Raw genomic sequence first — 18,878 nt, 5'->3', positions numbered from 1 at the left:
ATTCAAATCAACGGCTTTCCCTGTTCTTGCGAAATGGAAATTGCAGCAAAAAGCAATGACGCTATATCAGGTAAATAGAAAGTTGAAGGTGAAACCACTGAGCACGGCCATTGCAAAAACGACCAGCAAAAAGGCTGATAACAAAGGCCAGTAAAAGAGTTTATGCAGTAAGATCGCTTCCGGCAGACTTGCCCCGCCACTGCCGATGGTAAGCGCCATGATGGCACCCAGACTGACCCCCTTTGCCAGAAAGGCCGAGACTAATGGTAATAAGGTGCTGACCCGCATATAAAGGGGGATCCCGATTAAGGCGGCGGCGGGAATGGCGGCGGGGTTTTGCGGTCCTGCAACCTCTGTGAAAAAATCAGCGGGCAAGAAGCCATGAACGCCTGCGCCAATGATCATGGCGACAAACATATAGGGAAACATCTGTTTAAACATGTCCCATGTTTCGCGACCTGCGGTTTGCCAAATGGTCGGGGTGGCTTGAGGTTGCGCCCCACAAGAAGATCCGCAGCAACGTGGTTTTTCTTCCAGTAATTCAGATTTGATGAACCGTTCAAACCCCAGTGTGTTGAGGGTCAACCCCGCAAGGACAGAAACACTAAAGGCTAAAATAGCGTAAAGCGCGGTGACCTGCCAGCCTAAGACCGGGATGAAAAGGGCAATCACCAAAGGATTGAGTAATGGGGAAGTGAATAAAAAGGTCATGGTCGGGCCGAAGCCTGCACGCGCTTTTAAAAGGCCGACCAAGACAGGAATACTGGAACAACTGCAAAACGGGGTAATTGATCCTAAAAGGGCGGCTGTCAGATATCCTCGCCCTTTTTGTCCCCCAAGGATATTGCGAATTTTGTTATCGGGAAGCTTTTGTCGCAGCAAGCCAACCAGAAAACTGATGATGAGGAAGAGAATGCTCAATTCCGCAAAAAGCTGAATAAACATCCAGAAGCTTTCTTGCAACATGTCACTAAGCGGCATTGTATCAAGGTAATTTTGCAGTTGGTTAAACATGGTTCAATACTTCCACAATTATTGAAATGTATGCACAAAAAAAAGCCTATAATGTGCAACATTCCGCTTCTAAAAAATTCATAATCTCGCGTAATGCATCCAGTTCTGCATAACAGTACAAGCTGCGTCCATCTCGTTCCTGACGGATCAGGCCCACAGCGATTAAACGGTGAATGTGATGAGATAGGTTTGGGGCAGAGACATCTAAATGACGTTGAATATCCCCAACGACCATGCCTTTTTTTCCGGCCTTCACCAACAGCCTGAAAACCGACATTCGGGTGTCATGTCCCAGTTCACCAAGACGTTTTACTGCAATTGTCTGATCCATGTTTAAGAGTATATACCGCTATGTCTAACAATTCAATAATTGTTTAAGTATGGAATTGTTTTTAACGTAAATGCATAAAATCAAGATCGGAGACTTGGGAGAAAATTTCGCGGGATCCTTCGAAATATAAGCGGATCATAGAGCTATCAAGATCGGGGGTGGGGCCCCGTGTATCTGCGATTTGGCGAATTTCCATGATTTCAACTAACCCTTCTTGTGGGTTTTCCTTGCGCCAGATATAACTTTTATTTTTCACTGTTTTGCTGAGAAGTCTGGTATCGCGTACAAATGAGTTTGTGGCGGGGCCATATTCATTTTCATAATACTTCACAACATTTTGGAAGCCGTCACCTTTGAAGAGACCATAAAGGCGGGTTGCGATATTGCCTTCATATTGCACGATACCACGTGTTCCTTTGTAAAGGTGTGTGGAAATTTCAAAATGTCGTGCGATGGCATCTGGCCAACGGGTTGGTGTTGTGCAAAAGGCAATGGTGCCGCGGTTTTTGGTGAAGCATTTCGCCTGTTTGCTGAGATCGTTGTCACCTTGACCTAGCTTGATATCAGATCCCAGACCAAATTCAGCTTTTACAAGTCGGGGGTCAATCGGTTTTGGGGGGCTCGGTGGGGTGTCGGGTGTTGGTGCTGGGGTCGGGGACGTTGTTGCAGGTGTAGGCGATTGTTCTTGTATTTTTGTGTCTTGCGCTGCTTTTTCATCACTAGAAAAAGGTGAGCCAAAGAAATTGCCGATTTTATTTAAGAGACCCGGTTCTTCTTCTTCCGGCGCAGAAGGGCTGGGTGCTGTGGGCGTAACAACAGGAGGCGATATTGCTTCTTGTTCAGGGATCGTTTCCTGAATGGGCTCAGGCTCAGGCGTTGGCACAGGCTTAGGCTCAAGTTTTGGTTCTTCCTCTATCACCTTTTGTGCTGTGTCTGCTTGGGGAAGTTTTGGATCTTCTGACGTTTGTGCAGGCGTTAAGAAATTGCGTAATTTATCAAAAAAAGACGATTGTTTTGTTTCTTTTGAATCTGCGACTGCGGGCTGGGCAGCTTCTTCTTTTTCAATTACGGGAGGAGCCTTTAGCGTTGGTGAAATTGGTTCTGAAACGGCAGGGGGGGCTGGTTCTTCGTTCTGCGTTTCTTGCGCAGGGGATTGTTCTGAACTGGTAAACAGATTGCCGAGGCGTTCTAAAAAGGAAGGGTTGTTTTTGTCAGCAACAGGTGTGCTTGGCGTGGCCGTTGTTGTGGTTTGCATGGGGGCACTTGGTTGTGCTTGAGGTGTCGTTGCCGCTGTCGCAGTTGCTGTTGTTTCTTGGGCCGTAGGTGCTGCTGCAAGAGGGGCCGCAGGTGTGGGCTGCGGTTGTGTCGAAATGACATAAGAAGGGGCAAACGGATCTGTCGTTTGCGGGTTGGGCGCAACATTGAAAACAGGTGCAGGGTCCGCTTGTGGTTTGATGGCAGCAGGGGTTTGTTCAGCTACGGGCGTTTGAACCTGTTCTTCAACAGGGGGAGGTGTTTGTATAACTGGTTTTGCTTCAGGCACGGTGACGCTGGGCGCAGGGGGGGCAATCTCACTGGCATTTACAGCTGGTTTTTCCGGTGCTTTCTTCGCAACGGGCTGTTCAGGTTCTACGGGCGCGCGAACGATTTTAGGGGCCGTCGGTTCGGGGGCTTTTGGGGTTGCGTTTGGTTCGGTCGGGGCAACCACGTCAGGTGCGAACGGATCAAAGGTGTTTTGTGCAAAACAAGGCGAAGTCAGCAAGACCCAAACACCCACAGAGACGCCAGTATATAAGGCGCGGTGAAAACTGACCTGTCGCACGGACTTGCCCATATTTTTATTATCCCTCGAATATAGAACCCTCTTGGTTGCGGATTTTGCGGTTTTGGTGGCTTCTATGCAAGGAAAAATCTACCATTTTATTCTTTCTTCGCGCTGGGTGCGGCGATCAAAAATGCGAATGCCGTCAATATGATTTTCCACAGATCGTGCTTTTTGTTTTTCTTGTGCTGGTTTCGGTGCCCGTGATGGCTGTCTAGTGGATTGTTTCATTAGCGCTTTTTGCAAGTTTAACCGCCCACCGCTGGCAACTTTATTGGCAAGTCCGGGGATGGGATCAACGCTATTCATCAGTGTTTCTTTGATTTGTAAATTGGTTAAGGTTGGTTGATGGGCCAGCAGTAATGCGGCCGCCCCGCTAACAATCGGGCTGGCCATCGAGGTTCCTGACTCGAAGTTGTAGCTATCACTCAGCGTCTTTTTTTCCTCATTTGGAAGAACAATGGTGCTAAAAATATCAACGCCGGGGGCTGCGATATCCACATTTTTGCGCCCCCAGTTTGAAAACTCCGCCAAATCGTCTGTTGGTGTTGTGGCCGCAACACTTAAGATACCGTCGATGGGATAACTCGCCGGGTATGATCGGGGTTCTCCATCGTTATCGACAGTTTCATTCCCGGCGGCAATAACAAATAAAACACCTTTAGCGGCAAGATCTTCATAGATTCTTTGAGCAATGAAGGAATGCGCAAAACTGCCGAGGCTCAGGTTAATAATGCGCGCACCGTTTTCATAAGCATAGATAATCGCCGCAAGTACATCAATTGTATCACCTCTACCGCAGGCACCACCTAAAACTTTCAAAGGCATGATTTTAACTTTATCTGCGATGCCTTTGATGCCTTTTGCATTATTGCCCATTGCTGCGATGGTTCCTGCAACATGGGTACCATGTAAGTTTGTGTAAACGCCGCTCTGTCCCTCATGGCATTGGTCGTCGGGGGTGATGGTCGGGGCCGGGTAAACAATGGGGCCGGGCCAGTTGTTACCTTCATAAAAATTCCATCCGAAAATGTCATCGACTAAACCGTTGTTATTATCATCAATCTTGTTGTCAGGAATTTCCTTTTTATTAATCCAGATGTGACCTTTGAGGTCTTCATGGGTGAATTTGACCCCCGTATCGACAACAGCAACAATGATATCTTCTGTTGTTGAAGAAGGTTGAGACCAGGCTTCAAAAGCTTTGATCTTGTCCAAAAACCACATTTTATTAATGTGGGGATCATTGGGGGATGCTGGATTTGCCGTATTGGCATAGACGACATAGTTGGGTTCCACCGCATAAACATCGGGGTCACTGGACAAAATATTGGCGAGATTTTTCCAGTTTCCATCTCCGGCCGGGTTGCTGACTTGAATATGGGCGATATTGAATGAACTGAGCCGTGTATCAATTTTTACATCTTTACCCAGTTTGGATATCCATTTGGGATTATTGCCTTTTTTTATGGCATTGAGGGATTTTTCACTGCGAAACTGAACCAGAAATTCCCCTTCCAGTGCGACAGGGGCTAGGGGGGCTTTCAGGACTTTTGTCCCTTCGCGTATAGGTTGGGCAAAACTCTTTGAAATCTGCGGAGTCGCACCTATAAAGAAAAATGAAAAAATAAGTGCAAAACTGTGTATTTTTGCTAAAAATCCTGTATATTTTCTTAATGTTCGCATTTTTCTAACTTTACGGGTTGGATGAAAGATAAAAATTTCATTCTAAAAGTTGTATTTAATTTGTTTTTGTATCGTAAATGACGGTTTTTGCCGTGCAAGGAAAATATGAACGGGAGTGAGGCCTTTTTTTATGGCCTGTGAATACAGACACGAGTGGCACGATGAGCAATGATGGTTCAAAGCGAGAAGGTCGATCTTCTATCGAGGTGGCTTTCGACGCAGAAAATCAGGCAGATCAGGTAAAAGATCAAGCCGGAGAAAAGACGGATGAAGATGGCAAAAAAAACGCCATGCCGGAATTGTCTCCGTTACAGAAAGATTACCTGCTTGATGCTGGCGACCGCATGGTTGATGTGGAACTGCTGGCTGAAGAAGACTGGCGTGCCCCGTTTTATGTACGTTATCGTTTTCTGAGCATTGTTGCGGCCCTGTTGTCTGTTGGCTGGGTCTATGGGGCATACGATTATATTGAAACCTATTTTGGTTGGTCCACACTCAATGAATTAATGCCGCACGAAATTGGTGGTTTAGCTGCGGGGCTTGTCACGCCCTTGGCGTTGTTGTGGTTAATTGCGGCCTATCTGGAACGCAGCCGTTTGTTGCAGACGGAAAGTCAGGCGTTGCGCTGGTATCTGCGCCGTATGGTCTATCCGTCTGAAACCGCGGAACAGCGCGTGCGCGCCATTACGGACTCATTGCGCGGCCAAACACAGGAATTGACCCGCGCGTCCGAAGATGCGTTGGTGCGATCACGTGCCATCCATGATTTATTGCGTTCGCGCAGTGTGGAATTGTCCGAAGTTTCCCATGAAGCTGATACACGGGCGAAAGAAGCAGAAGACAGTTTGCGTCGTCAGGCCGAAGATTTGCTGAATGTATCTGATCGTGCAATTGATCGGGCGCGTGAAGTCGGTAACGTTTTGCACCATCAGGCCCATGATCTGGTGAATGTGTCTGAGCGTGCCTCGTCGCGTACTGAAGATATTGCCGAAACATTAAAACGCCGTGCAAGCGAGCTGGATAGAGTGTCTGACGGTATTGTCAATAAAACCAAGGAAACCGCGTCAATCTTTCAACGCGAAGGCAAGGCACTGGAAACGGTCTTTGAACAGGCCAAAGGGCGCAGTATTGAAATTGGCGACTTGTTGGGCAGTGCCATCGGCTCGGTTAATCAAATGGCCAATGAAGCAGCAGACCGTTTGAACCAAAACGCCAAATTGTTGGACGATCATACCGTAAGCTTGCGCAAAAGCAGTGAAGCGGCCCACGATCAAGGCGAGGCAATGGGCAAGGTGTTTGAACGTCAGTTAAAAGAACTGAACGCCACATCAGAATTGGTGCAAACGCAAACCGGACAAATTCGTGAAAACCTTGTTTCACAGACGGATCATTTGAACAAAACGGCGGATCAGGTTTCTGATCGTGTGCGTGAGATGCGCGAAAATCTGAAAGAAAGCGCGCAGGAATTAATGAATTCCACGGATAATTCCTTGATGGGAATGCGCAGTACATCGGACGTCTTCCGTCAACAGGCGCGCCAGTTGGATATGGCGACGGAACGGGCGATGGAACGCACCGGTAAGCTGAATGATGAGGTTCAGGAGACGGCGCAGAAAACATCAAGTGCAGCCAACCGTGTGGAAGAACGCATTAAACAAATCAGCGATCAATTGTCACAGGCTGGCCGCGATGTCACAATGATCAGCGAAGAGGCGAGCGAGCGATTAAACGGGGCTGGTGAAGTTTTACGTTCACGCACCGACGAATTGCAAGAATTGTCAACTTTGTCAGAACAACGTTTGCAAAATGCCGGTATTCATTTGCAGAAACGGTCTTTGGATTTGATTGATGCGGCAACCAATGCTGCCAGCCGGATCCAGTCTGTAACGGCGGCGTTGCATGACGGTTCGCAAACCATCACGATTTTGTCGGATAAAGGGGCGGCAAGTATTGACCTTGCAACGGATAGTTTGCGCCGTAGTGCCCAAGAAGTTACGTTGTTAGGCGAAAAGGCACAAATTCAAGCCGATCATTTGACGGATCGATTGGGTGAAATTCGCAATAATGCAAACGAGATGGACAGCAGCCTGAAATCTTTGGGGGCGGAGATTTCAGAACAGAATGAACGTTTGCAAAAAACATCTTTGACCTCGCGCGATGCTTTGGCAGAAGCCGGGCGACGCCTTTCCCATCATGCACAAAATCTGGATCAGGCTTCCAGTGAAGCCGCTGGTCGAATGGAAAGCGTCAGTGCGACTTTGCAAGACCGGACCGAGGAACTGGATCAGGTCAGTGCACGTACAGCAGAGCGTTTGCATGATATGGACGCAACGTTACAGACCAGTACGCGTTCCCTTAAAAATACAGCAGACGCAGCGGCCCGTCAGATGGAAGGCTATTCTATTCGTCTGGATGAACAAACGTCTTTGTTGCGCAGTACCTCTGAACAAACAGCAGGCCAGTTGGAACAAGCGCAATCGGCTATTCGCCTAAGTGGGCAGGAAATGGCCAGTGCTTCTGACCGTGCGGCGAAGCTGATGGGGTTGGTTGGATCCGGGTTCCAACGCCAACGCGATGCGATGATGAATGCGACTGATGAGGCGGGTAAACGCGTCTTTGAAATTGGTGAAGGGTTGGAAAACCACGCCCTACGGGTTAATGAAGTTGCGGATCAGGCGGGGGCATTGTTGGCTGATACAGTCACGGAAATGGAACACCGTGTTGAAGATGCCGGGGTGAATTTGACCAAACGAGTGCAACGGGTGGGAACACAGGCGCAAACTGTTGTTGATAGTGTTGAAGTTGCCTCGCGTAGTTTGGAAGAACAGGCGCAAAAAATAAGTCAGTTTGGCGATCATTTGACCCGCCAGTTGACGCAGGTCAGCGAAAATACACAGGCTTCTGCCCGTGACACCTTGAAAATGGCCGGGCAAACCCGTGATGAATTGAAAGAAGTCGGTGAAAAATTACAATCTCATATTGCGAATTTAAACAATGTCGCCGAAGGAGCGCAAGGAAGCCTGTTTGATATGGGCGAGCTGTTGAATAAAAGCGGTGAAAAGATTACCCGAACAAGCGAAGAGGCAAAAGAGCGGGTGCAATCGGTTAATCTGGAACTGGAACGTCAAAACAGCAAAATCAACGATGTGGCGGACAATGCCCTGACGCGGGTGAGCCAGTTGGGCGCGGAAATTGATACGCGCAATGAAGAGATTGCAATTTCGATGGATCGCGCGGCTAAATTGATGTCGGAAATGGCGGAAAATATGCATAAAGCCAGCCGGGATACGCAAAGCAGTACCGAACAGGCCAATGCACAATTGCAAAGCGTAACACATAATATGGAACGCAGCGGGGATCATGTTGAACAAGTGACCCACCAGACTGTATCCCAGCTTAAAGAAGCAATTATGGCCATGCAGGAATTCGTCACGCAATTAGAGGGACGTTCAGAAAAAGCGGCACATCGTTTGAATAAAGCAGGTGAGTTGGTCCGTGAACGTTCCGACCTTGTCGCCGGGGCTGCACACCAAATCCATGCCGATATTGCGCAAGCTGCCGATCATTTGGAAGAACGGGCCAAAGATATATTGTCTGCGGGGGAACGTTCAGCCATGCAACTGGATCAGGCAACCAAGTCACTGGAGCGTAAAACCCGTGCTGCTCAAGTCAATGCGATGGAAATCAAAAAAGGCTTTGATGTGGCCGGTGCAGCCGCACGTCATCAGATGGATGAACTGGCGAGCACTGTGAACCAGACCTTAAAAGAAATAACCAAAGCCAGTGATAGTTTGGAAAGCCGAAATGCCGAAGTGACGCAAGTTTCTGATCTGGCAATGGAAAAACTGGGTGCGTGGGATGATAATTTGAAAAAACGTTCCGATCTGTTGCGCAAAACATGGTCGGAAGCGGCCCATCAGGCCCACGATGCGGCGAAAGCGATGGAACAACAAACCAAATCCATGAGCCAGCTCAACCGCCATGCGAAAGACTTGGTAAAAGATCTGTCGGAGGTGGATGGCAAGGTTGGTACGGACGAATTTATGCGCCGTCATGCCTTTGTTGTTGAATCGCTGCAATCCTTGGGCGTTGATATTACACGCGAACTGGAAATCGGGATCAGCGAGGAAGAATGGCGCCGCTTCACCCGTGGGGACCGTTCCATCTTTGTGCGCAAACTTGCAGCCTTGAAAGATCGTAACAAGCTGAATGCCATCAAGGATGCTTATCGCGACCATGAAGCCTTTAGAACCTATGCAAACCGTTATTTCAGCGAGTTTGAACAATTGATCGTTCAGGCCAAGGATAAAGATCAACACGGTATCCTCGCCAATACGTTCTATGGTTCTGATGTGGGCAGAGTCTATCTGGCCTTGTGTCAGGGATTGGGTCGGGAACCCAAATAACGCTTTGATCTTATGCCAAGGGTATTAGATTTGGCTTGCAAGTTTTTCGCGGGCAATATCGACAATAAACTCGGCCATGCGCGGGTGGGACCCTATGGCTTGCATTAACCAGATGTGACGTCCGGGTGCGGCTTCAAACGGGCCTGTAGGTTGGCCGTTTTCGTGAAGGTCGATTTCTTGTTGTGCGCTGAGTTCAATCCCCAAAAATTCTGGGATATCGCGTGCGCCGTGGGTGCCCGCCGCAATCATAAACGGCAGGACGATCACATTGGGGGTGCTGACCCGTTTTTCCCAATTTTTGAGAAAGGGTTTTTCTTCTAAAAAGGCCGGTAAAATAGCCTGAACTGGGAAATGACTGTAGGTGCGTGTCGCCAGCATGACCGCACTGTCATGAGAGGCCGGACGGTCCGGGTCCGGGTTGCCGTGTGCAACGACAAAAACAGTTGTTTCATTAGGCGAAAGCTGTTCATCTTCCATCACCTGATGGAGGCGCTCTGCCATAAGGGCTGCTAAGTTCGGATGTTCACCAACGGGTTGGCAGAGATGAATGGTTTGTCCTTTGCGCTGGGTTATGGGACCATCCAGTCCCATTTCACGCGGAATAACAACTTTATTAATAAAGCCGGAACAGGCCAAATTCGGGACAACCACGACTTCTGGGGTGGTCACACCGTCAAGGGCATGCTGAAGAAAGGTTTCTTCTTTCCAGAAAGCGGTTCTTACATCGGCAAAAATATTTTGATCTTTAATCCATTGCGCATGCAGGCGGGCAGGGCGACCCATGTTCGGGCTTTTACTAGACCCATGTCCGGCAATAATTAATGTGGTTTGTTTTAATCTGTCATTCATGGTTCAATGCTTGTGCAACGTCGATCACATGACCGATAATCAATAATGAGGGCGGTTTGAAATCGCCTTGGCGTTTGGTTTCGGGGAGGCGTTCTAATGTCGTGTAGGCAATGCGTTGCGCAGGTGTTGCCCCATTTTCAATAATGGCAGCAGGCGTATTCGCCGCACGACCTGCCTTGATCATATGCTCCGCAATGGCATCCAGATTTTGTAATCCCATGTAAATCACCACGGTCATTTCCGGGTCATTTAATGAGGCCCAGTCGATGTCGAGGTCCGCACCTTCTTTATAATGGCCTGTGACAAAACGGACACTGCGTGCCACACCACGATGGGTAAGGGGAATGCGTGCGGCTGCCCCGCATCCAGCAGCAGCTGTAATGCCTGGGACGACTTCAAATGGGATGTTTTTTTGCAGTAGGAATTCGGCCTCTTCGCTACCGCGTCCAAAGACAAACGGGTCACCGCCTTTTAAACGCACGACAAGTTTATGTTTGCAGGCGAGTTCAAATAGCAGGGCGTTGATTTCTTCCTGTTTTAAAATATGTCGCCCGGGTGCTTTTCCAACGAAAACTTTTTTGACATGATCTGGGACGAGGTTGAGAATTTCGTCTGTGACAAGACGATCATGAACAATCACATCGGCTTGTTCAATCATGCGCAAAGCACGAATGGTTAATAGGTCGGGGTCACCGGGACCGGCACCAACAAGCACAACGCGATTACGGATGTTTTCATCACTTGGCATAAGGGATTGTATCCATTTGGCGGTTAGCCCAAATTGTTTTTGCTTGTTCATGTGCGTCATCACAAGAAGTGGCACGGCCCATCAGGCGTAACGCAATGGCAATCGTTCCTGTAATGGCGGCAATGGCATATGGATGACAGTCTTCGCCAGACCAGACCTTTTTCAAGCGTTTCATATCCATATCAGTATCATGGGCAGCATCTTCCGGTGCAAGGAATGCAGGCCATTCTTCCTCAAAACGTTCCCCATTAATGAGATATTGGATATTGACGGGCTTGGCGGCGCGGCGTTCAATTTCACCGCCTTCGCCTTTAAAGACACACATGCGTTCTTGCCCTAGTAAAGCTGCGCAATCACGATGAACGTCGCGGTAGGCAGAATGGGTAATGCATTGCAGGACGCAAGGTGCATTAAAGGCATTGATCATGCGGGCAAAGGTATTAATAGGGGTGCGGACACCCAATGTAGATTTTAGATCCATAATTTCCTGTAAAACAGGATTGATTTTATCTAAAGACAGGTAACTGAAATTGCCATTTTTAAGGCGCAGAGCAGCATCTTCCAAAGAGGTACTTTGCGCAATTCCCAGTTCAGCTAACGCTTGATCCGTATAAACACGGTTTGCAGTGTGGCCAGAAGCCCCATGCATAAAAATTTTAATACCAGTTGAGGCCATTGCAAGGGCTGCCAGCAGATAGTAGGGCAATTGCCGTGCCTTTCCGGCATAGGTTGGCCAATCCAGATCAATAGCCGGTATATCGAGTGGCAGAGTCAGCTCATTTCGAACCGCATCAATGAAACCTGCCCCTTCTTCCGGGTCTTCGGTACGGACGCGTAGAATGCACAGGAATGCCCCAAGTTGTATTGGGTCAACCTTATGATTTAAAATCATTGTGGCGGCTTGAAAAGATTCTTCACGGGTTAAAGGGCGTGATAGACGCGGACCTTTGCCGATGATACGAATATATTGTGCGAAGGGATGTTCTTGTTGCATGATGATGTCGATTATACTTGTTTCTTGAGTGTTTCTGAAACATATTCCTTTCGCATTTGCGATAAAAGACATTTGTGCGAATTTCGGGAAATAATTCACCTTCTTGCTTGCCAAGGGGGCGTTCTTTTTCTTAATAATTAAACTCACACAATTATTTGGTGACAATCCGATGGATTTTAACAAGTTAGCCCGATTACCGATTTTAAATCGTTTGCCGCAAGATGTGTTGGAAATCGTCTTTCGTACCGGCGAAGTAAAACAGGTCAAAGCCGGGGATGTCCTCAGCCGTGAAGGCGCGCAAGCCTGCCATGTCATTTGGATTTTGTCCGGGCGCGCCAAAACATCAGTTGAAAATATTAACGGTGAAGAAACGGTTATTGATATCATTTCACAAGGGGCGAAAGTTGGTTTCGCGGAAGTTTGCGAAGAAGGGGCTTATTGTCTTTCCGTACAAGTTCTGGAAGACAGCGTCATTTTTCAATTACCGAAAGCCGAGTTTTTAAGCCTGCTGGAAGAACAGTTTGACTTGCAGATGGCTGTTTTTGCCAATATCTCGGTTGAGATGCGTGGGGCTGTTCGTGAAATTAACGATTTGAAATTGAAAAATACATCACGCCGGCTTGGTGCCTATTTATTGGGTATGACATCTGCGGAAGAAGGCGAGGTTGTCATTGATTTGCCGTTTGGAAAACGTCTTTTAGCCGCTCGTTTGGCAATGAAGCCTGAAAGTTTATCTCGTGCGCTTGCGAAATTGAAGAAGACAGGTGTCGAAACCATGCGCAATCAGGTCAAAATTATGGATATTGAAGTTCTGAAAAACTACTGTGGCGAAGATGACTGGTTGTTTGAAGAGGGCATGGTATGAGCAAGACGCTAGGACCGGCAGAGGTCCAAAAGGCTGGTGAAGTTCGTTTTTTCAAAGGGTTAGGCCCGGATGACCTGGAAGCTTTGCTAAAAAATGCCGTTCTGATCGAAGAAGAAAAAGGCAGTCTGCTATTCTCTCAAGGGGATCCGGCAGATCGTTTTTACATTATCTTGGAAGGCCGCGTGAAGCTTTTTACCGCCAATGAAGAGGGGGAGGAAAGCATTGTTGAAATTTTCAATCCGACAACCAGTTTTGCCGAAGCTGCGATGTTTGCATCCGGGCGTTTTCCGGTCAATTGTGAAACGGTGATTCCTTCACGTCTTATCAGAATTGATGGTGATCCCTTTTTAAATGTATTGAAAAACAAGCCGCGCATCGGGCGGACAATCCTGTCTAAAATGGCCGGGCGCTATCGTCATTTGCTCAATGAAATTTCACAACTCAAAACTCAATCACCGGCGCAACGCCTGGGCGCATTTTTCTTGTCGCTGACAGAAGAGAACGAAGGAACTGCGGTTGCCTTGCCCTATGATAAGAATCTGATTGCGGCCCGTGTTGGTATGAAGCCGGAAAGTTTGTCTCGTGCCTTGTCACGGTTGCGTGAAATCGGTGTGGATTGTCAAAAACGCGAATTGATTGTGGAAGACCTCGACAAACTGCGTGAATTTTGCGGCGACTAATTTAGCTGTTTAAGGCTTGAACAAGAGCGCAAAATTCTTGAACGCTGAGTTCTTCAGCGCGTTTTGTCGGTTCAATCCCAGCCTTATTTGCCAGTTCTTCGCCATTTACACCTAAGGATTTAAGGCTGGCACGCAGCATTTTTCGGCGTTGTCCGAATGCGGCTTGGGTTACGCGTTCCAATTGTTTGCGATCCACATCGACAAGCGGTTTATCGCGTGGCACCAGTGTGGCAACCGTGGACATGACCTTGGGCGGCGGGGTGAAGGCTGTGGGTTTGATGTTGAAATCCAAACGCACATCGCACAGCCATTGGGTAAGAACGGAAAGACGCCCATAATCTTTGGTGCGTGTTTGAGCCGCCAGTCGATCTGCGACTTCCTTTTGAAACATCAACGTGAGGCATTCATATTCTGTGATGTTTTCTAACCAGTTTAAAACAAGTTGGGTTGAGATATTATAAGGCAGGTTGGCAACGATCTTACGCGGTCCGTCACACAGGCCGGCGGGATCAATTGTCAGGGCATCCCCTTCGATAATTTCCAGGCGACCGGGATAAGCGGCGGCAATTTCCTGTAAGGCGGCAATGGGGCGTTGATCACGTTCTATTGCAATGACCTTTTTGGCGCCTTCTGCCAAGAGGGCGCGGGTTAAACCGCCGGGACCGGGGCCAATTTCAATGACAGTGCATTCGCTTAAATTACCGGCTGCACGTGCGACGCGTCCGGTCAGGTTCAAATCCAACAGGAAATGTTGTCCCAGTGATTTTTTTGCAGCTAGATCATATTTTGCGATAACATCGCGTAAAGGGGGCAGGGTATCTGTCGTCATTTCTTTTGTTTCTGTCTATGGGCCATATCGCCTGCCATTTTCAGGGCTGCGCACAGGCTGGTTGCACTGGCGGTTCCGGTGCCTGCAATGTTTAAAGCGGTGCCGTGATCGGGAGAGGTCCGAATAAAAGGGAGACCCAGAGTCACATTGACACCGAGATCAAAGGCAATCGTTTTAATCGGGATGAGTGCTTGATCATGATACATACACATGGCGACATCGTAAGTCTTGCGTGCAGCTTCGTGAAACATGGTGTCTGGCGGCAAGGGACCAAAGGCATTAATCCCCATCTCTTGTAATTTTTCAACTGCCGGAATGATGATATCAATTTCTTCGCGGCCCATATCACCGTTTTCACCGGCATGCGGATTGAGCCCGGCAAGGGCAAGTCGCGGGTGTTCAATACCTGCGTGATTCTGTAATGCTTTCGCCGTGATTGCACATTTTTCAACGATCAGATCGGTCGTCAGTTCCGCAATGGCCTGTTGTAACGAGACATGTACCGTAATAGGCACGACACGAAGTTCATCACATGCAAGCATCATGATGGGGTGTGTCTTAATACCTGCAAGTTCTGCCAAAAATTCCGTATGACCGGGAAAGCCAAATCCTGCGTTATGCAGGTTATGTTTATGAATGGGGTTGGTTACAACGGCGCTAGCCTCCCCCTTGAGGCAAAGCTCGACTGCCCGTTCAATCGACGAGATAATGGATTTCGCGCTATGTTTATTTAATTGTCCCGGTTCCACGGCGGTGACGGGATGTTCCAGAACGGGTAAAGCATCTGGGAAAACATCGTGTGCTTCCTGCGGGGTCGTAATCGGGCAGATCGGGACTGTCCAGCCCAGACGATTGGCAAGATGGGCAAGACGATGCGGGCAATCAATCACAAAAAAACAGGGAATATGTTCCCGGTTTTCGCGCCATGCCTTCAGTGTGATTTCACCGCCAATTCCGGCAGGTTCGCCCATACTGATGGCAATTGGTGCGATCATAGGCGGATATCCACAAAAGCGTTGCGGCGCAGTGTTTGCAACTGGCGACGGCTTTCCCGATTGACTTTTTCCATACGTAATTCGCGTTTCAGATTGTTGCGTATGGTAATTTCCGGTGTGGTGGGGACCAAAGCACGGTTACAAATCATTAACACGAGAACAGCCCCCTTCTTTTGTTCCAGCGTTGTGATTTGATTAGCACTCATGGGCATGAGTGTATTGCGAATATCTTCCGGCATGTTGGAAAGCTTGAGCTGGTTTAAAATACCGGCGTTTGCGCCTTCAACCTGCTTGCCGATTTCAATAAGGTTCTCACAGCTTTGCGCTTGATGTGCGATGGTGCTGGCTTGAGCATTGCGTGCGGCCCATGCTTCTGGTGTTGCATCGGTTGCAATGGGAAGAATGACTTGAGCAATATCGAGCAATTCATCTTGTTCTTCGACGCCGATAAGGCGTTTTTCATGAAGTTTGACAATGAAGAAGCCGGATGATGTGCGGATTGGATTAGAATAATCACCTTCCTTCATCTGGATCAAGCTTGCTTCGATTTTTGGATCGATATGACCTGTTTGAACCCAACCCAAGGCACCACCTTCCGGTGCGGAGGCACTTTGTGAAAAATCACGGGCAAGGCTATCAAACGGAGAACCGCTTTTGATATGACCAATCAAGCTATCTGCCATTTGCAAAGCAGTTGCTTCTTCAGACGGGCTGTCGATAGGCAGGTAAATTTCAGAATAAAGGTATTCGGGTTTGCCTTTGTTGATATTTTTTTCAGCCAGGGCTTTATCAATCTCTTCTTCATTGACGCTAATGCGGTCTCCTGCCGTGCGCGAGATTACCGTGCTCCAGCCCAATTCCGCACGCGCTTGATCGGCTAGAACTTCGCGGTCAATTCCCAACGATTGTAAAAATTCGTTAAGCAGTCCATCGCGAATGCGTTGTGCTCGTGCATAGCGCTCAAGTGCTTGATCGACTTCTTGGTCGGTTACTTCAATTTCGAGACGTTCGGCTTCCTGCATTTTAAGGCGTTCATCAATCATGACGCGTAACAGATTGGCAGTAAGGCTTTTTTGAACTTCAGGCGTGTTCGGCATACTGCTTGTTGCCATCGTTAATCGCACGCGCTGGGCAATATCCAATTCTGAAATGATATCGTCATTTACAACAGCAGCAATACGCATAATCCCTTGTGCATGTAACACAGTGGAAGGGACACAGGCAATGAAGGCGCTGAACAGGCCAATAATGAAGAAGGAACGGCAGCAATTGAACATGATAAATCAGTCTTCTGTTTCGTTTAGTTTGTATAATTTAAAGAGATTTTTACAGAAGTATAGTCCTTTATAGGAATGATTCCTATCCGTCTTCCAAATGCAAAATCATGGCACAGCCCAAAAGCATGCAAATACTGGCAGGTGCCCACGCCGCCAATAGGACGGGAATGCTGCCGGACAACGCCAGTGCCATGGATATATCGGAAAAGAAATACAAGATAAACCCGGTCAACATACCGGCACCAACGACAAAGGTGGTGCCGCCTTTTCGCGTATGACGCAGGGTAAATGTCGCCGCGATTAAAATCATGGCAGCCAGCAACAACGGTGTAGACAAAAGACTATGCCAATAAAGCTTGTGGCGTTTCCCACTGAAACCGGCTTTTTCCATTGTGTTGATGAAGTCCGGTAAAGCCCAGAAAGACATGGTTTCCGGCGGGGCAAAACTGTCTTGGATTTTATTTAAGGTTAAATCTGTTTCAAACCACAGTTCTTCCTGAAATTCCGTGGGCTGTTCTGCCACATGGATTTGCACATCATAAAGATGCCAGAAGCCCTCTTCCAGTGAGCCACGCTGGGCTTCGATCCGGTGGGAAAACTTATCGCGTTCGCTGTAAATAAAGATGGTGACGTTGTTGAGGTCCACATTGTCCTTTTGCTGCAAGACGTAGCGCGAATGCAAAACCGATTGTCCATCCGGGTTGCTTTGGCGTAACCATAAACCGTTTGCCGATAAGCTCAACATACTGGTGTGCCCGTCAAAGTATCTGTTTTCCATTTGTTCGTAAGCACTTAATGTCGCTGATCCCAACGGATTTATGACCATGATTTGAAAGAGGCCAAGGCAAAAAGCAACCAGAATTGCCGGACTCATAAATCGCCAGGCTGAAACACCAGCGGCACGTGCAACGACCAGTTCGTGCGATCGGGTCAAACGGGTAAAGGCGGACATGGCGGCAAAAAGAACGGCAAACGGGAAAGTTTCCTGCCCCAGATGCGGTAATTTTAACAAGGCCATTTGCAGGCTGATTAAGGCGGAGATACCTTCTTTATTAGAGGAACGGCGCAGCAGTTCGATAGAATCGATCAAATAGATCAGTCCTAGAAAAACCAGCATTAAAACGGCAAAATGCGTCAAAAAATGACGACCGATGTAAACGGAAAGTGTCGGGGCGAGTTTGAACATTGTCTGTACCTACGCCTCCAACTGGCCGGATTGGGCAAGCTTTAATTCTTTTGCCATGCGTTTGGGGCTGCGTTTGGGGTGCCAGCTCATAAAGAAACTGCTGACGGGGATGGGAACCAAGGTCGCAAAATAAAGCAGGGGTAAAAGCTGTAGATTTTTGGCACTCACGTTCGCCAACCCAAGGGAGGCCACCTGCAAGAAAATCACGCCAAGGATCGCCAGTAAAATCCGTCGGCTTTGTCCGCGTCGGCTGAATTGTCCCGCCGTTAAGAACATCAGGGCCGCCAAGGCATTGGATAGACACAGGAACGGCGTTAATAAACGTTGATGCCCTTCGACAATATGCTTGCCCCAGTCGTTTTTCCCGACCAATGGATTATCTTGTGGGGTGAGCAGGTCTTCGACCATCAGTTCGCGCGCTTCGGGCTGACGTTGAATATTGGTTTGCGTTTTGATCGGAATTTCATGGGTGTAGCGGTCGAAATACAGCATGGAAAACTTGCCGGTATTGCTATCAACGACTTGGCGGTTGCCTTCAAACATAATCACGCGGGCAGACCCGTCGACCTCAACCAAGGCACCGCGTTCTGCCATCAGGGTAACAGGGCGGTCCGGGATGGTTTCATCATGCACGAGAATGCCGAGAAGCTGCCCTTCCTGTGTGCGTTCGCGTACATAAACCGTCACTTTTGAACTCAGCTCGTTAAAAGCCCCTTCGCGCAATAAAAGATGCGACATGCTGTTTCGAAGTTCCCATTGAAGTTCGCGAAACAGCTGATAGGATTTGGGCACAAGATACAGGTTCAGACTGTAGGATGCCATCATAACGCAGGCGGTTAAAATCAAGGCCGGTTTGGCGATGGCCCAGTTGCTCATGCCGCTGGCGCGCATGACGGGCAGTTCGCGGTCAACATTCAGACGGCTGTAGACAAAGGTGATAACGGCAAACAACGCAACAGGCAGGATGACGGTCAGAAAGTTGGGTAACAGAAGGGCGGTGAAATAGATAAACATACCGATTCCCAGCCCGCGATTGACGATCATTTCAACAAAGCGCAAGGATTGTGTCAGCCATAACACACAGACCAAGGCCAGTGAGATCATCACAAATCCGGTAAAAAGCTGCCGGAAAATATATCTGTCCAAACTTTTCATAACGTCGCGAAGTATATCCCTTGATACGCCAAAAGAAAGCA

Annotated in this window: 15 protein-coding genes; 3 read left to right on the top strand and 12 right to left on the bottom strand. The window is 48.3% G+C overall.

Annotated elements, in window-relative coordinates:
• Positions 1 to 66: 66 nt before the first annotated feature.
• The 4 genes from ACI0FF_RS12820 to ACI0FF_RS12805 form a co-directional block, all read right to left on the bottom strand.
• Complete coding sequence (locus ACI0FF_RS12820; protein ID WP_419797208.1) at positions 67 to 1,014, bottom strand: permease; 948 nt, start codon at positions 1,012 to 1,014, stop codon at positions 67 to 69.
• 46 nt (positions 1,015 to 1,060) lie between these two features.
• The gene (locus ACI0FF_RS12815; RefSeq protein ID WP_419797207.1) at positions 1,061 to 1,345 is read right to left on the bottom strand and encodes an ArsR/SmtB family transcription factor; all 285 of its coding nucleotides are present in this window, start codon (positions 1,343 to 1,345) and stop codon (positions 1,061 to 1,063) included.
• A 61-nt stretch (positions 1,346 to 1,406) separates the two neighbouring features.
• Positions 1,407 to 3,179 carry a hypothetical protein gene (locus tag ACI0FF_RS12810; protein WP_419797206.1) on the bottom strand — a complete coding sequence of 591 codons (1,773 nt, stop codon included), beginning with the start codon at positions 3,177 to 3,179 and terminating at the stop codon, positions 1,407 to 1,409.
• A 78-nt stretch (positions 3,180 to 3,257) separates the two neighbouring features.
• Complete coding sequence (locus tag ACI0FF_RS12805) at positions 3,258 to 4,853, bottom strand: S8 family peptidase (RefSeq protein WP_419797205.1); 1,596 nt, start codon at positions 4,851 to 4,853, stop codon at positions 3,258 to 3,260.
• A gap of 161 nt (positions 4,854 to 5,014) precedes the next feature.
• On the opposite strand from ACI0FF_RS12805, the gene ACI0FF_RS12800 reads away from it, so the two are divergent.
• Positions 5,015 to 9,259: a hypothetical protein gene (locus ACI0FF_RS12800; protein ID WP_419797204.1), complete on the top strand. Its 4,245-nt coding sequence runs from the start codon at positions 5,015 to 5,017 to the stop codon at positions 9,257 to 9,259.
• Between the two features lie 24 nt (positions 9,260 to 9,283).
• On the opposite strand, the gene ACI0FF_RS12795 is transcribed toward ACI0FF_RS12800, so the two are convergent.
• Genes ACI0FF_RS12795 through ACI0FF_RS12785 form a run of 3 tightly spaced genes read right to left on the bottom strand, consistent with a single transcriptional unit; the run spans position 9,284 to position 11,850 of the window.
• The gene (locus ACI0FF_RS12795; protein WP_419797203.1) at positions 9,284 to 10,108 is read right to left on the bottom strand and encodes a CbiX/SirB N-terminal domain-containing protein; all 825 of its coding nucleotides are present in this window, start codon (positions 10,106 to 10,108) and stop codon (positions 9,284 to 9,286) included.
• Positions 10,101 to 10,856, bottom strand: a complete 756-nt coding sequence (cobA, locus tag ACI0FF_RS12790) for a uroporphyrinogen-III C-methyltransferase (RefSeq protein ID WP_419797202.1) — start codon at positions 10,854 to 10,856, stop codon at positions 10,101 to 10,103. The genes ACI0FF_RS12795 and cobA overlap by 8 nt, the downstream gene beginning before the upstream one ends.
• A complete protein-coding gene (locus ACI0FF_RS12785) occupies positions 10,846 to 11,850 on the bottom strand; it encodes a glycosyl transferase family protein (RefSeq protein WP_419797201.1) in 1,005 nt (334 codons plus the stop codon). Before ACI0FF_RS12785 ends, cobA begins: the two co-directional genes overlap by 11 nt.
• A gap of 169 nt (positions 11,851 to 12,019) precedes the next feature.
• Between ACI0FF_RS12785 and ACI0FF_RS12780 the strand changes: the two genes are divergently transcribed.
• Positions 12,020 to 12,715, top strand: a complete 696-nt coding sequence (locus ACI0FF_RS12780) for a Crp/Fnr family transcriptional regulator (protein WP_419797200.1) — start codon at positions 12,020 to 12,022, stop codon at positions 12,713 to 12,715.
• Positions 12,712 to 13,395 carry a Crp/Fnr family transcriptional regulator gene (locus ACI0FF_RS12775; protein WP_419797199.1) on the top strand — a complete coding sequence of 228 codons (684 nt, stop codon included), beginning with the start codon at positions 12,712 to 12,714 and terminating at the stop codon, positions 13,393 to 13,395. Before ACI0FF_RS12780 ends, ACI0FF_RS12775 begins: the two co-directional genes overlap by 4 nt.
• Position 13,396: 1 nt before the next feature.
• Here ACI0FF_RS12775 and rsmA read toward each other — a convergent pair whose 3' ends face one another.
• The 5 genes from rsmA to ACI0FF_RS12750 all read right to left on the bottom strand — a co-directional run bounded on the left by rsmA (position 13,397) and on the right by ACI0FF_RS12750 (position 18,786).
• Positions 13,397 to 14,224 (bottom strand): 16S rRNA (adenine(1518)-N(6)/adenine(1519)-N(6))-dimethyltransferase RsmA, encoded by an 828-nt coding sequence (gene rsmA / locus ACI0FF_RS12770; RefSeq protein WP_419797198.1) that lies wholly within the window; start codon positions 14,222 to 14,224, stop codon positions 13,397 to 13,399.
• A complete protein-coding gene (gene pdxA / locus ACI0FF_RS12765; RefSeq protein ID WP_419797197.1) occupies positions 14,221 to 15,219 on the bottom strand; it encodes a 4-hydroxythreonine-4-phosphate dehydrogenase PdxA in 999 nt (332 codons plus the stop codon). Before pdxA ends, rsmA begins: the two co-directional genes overlap by 4 nt.
• Positions 15,216 to 16,496 carry a peptidylprolyl isomerase gene (locus ACI0FF_RS12760; RefSeq protein ID WP_419797196.1) on the bottom strand — a complete coding sequence of 427 codons (1,281 nt, stop codon included), beginning with the start codon at positions 16,494 to 16,496 and terminating at the stop codon, positions 15,216 to 15,218. The genes pdxA and ACI0FF_RS12760 overlap by 4 nt, the downstream gene beginning before the upstream one ends.
• 82 nt (positions 16,497 to 16,578) lie before the next feature.
• Complete coding sequence (gene lptG / locus ACI0FF_RS12755; RefSeq protein ID WP_419797195.1) at positions 16,579 to 17,682, bottom strand: LPS export ABC transporter permease LptG; 1,104 nt, start codon at positions 17,680 to 17,682, stop codon at positions 16,579 to 16,581.
• Positions 17,683 to 17,691: 9 nt separating this feature from the next.
• Complete coding sequence (locus tag ACI0FF_RS12750; protein WP_419797194.1) at positions 17,692 to 18,786, bottom strand: LptF/LptG family permease; 1,095 nt, start codon at positions 18,784 to 18,786, stop codon at positions 17,692 to 17,694.
• Positions 18,787 to 18,878 lie beyond the last annotated feature (92 nt).

This window comes from Terasakiella sp. 4MB5A, from assembly GCF_050058155.1.
Taxonomy (GTDB): domain Bacteria; phylum Pseudomonadota; class Alphaproteobacteria; order Rhodospirillales; family Terasakiellaceae; genus Terasakiella; species Terasakiella halodenitrificans.
The sequence above is the reverse complement of the archived record's forward strand: the minus strand, read 5'-3'. Positions and strand labels throughout refer to the sequence as shown.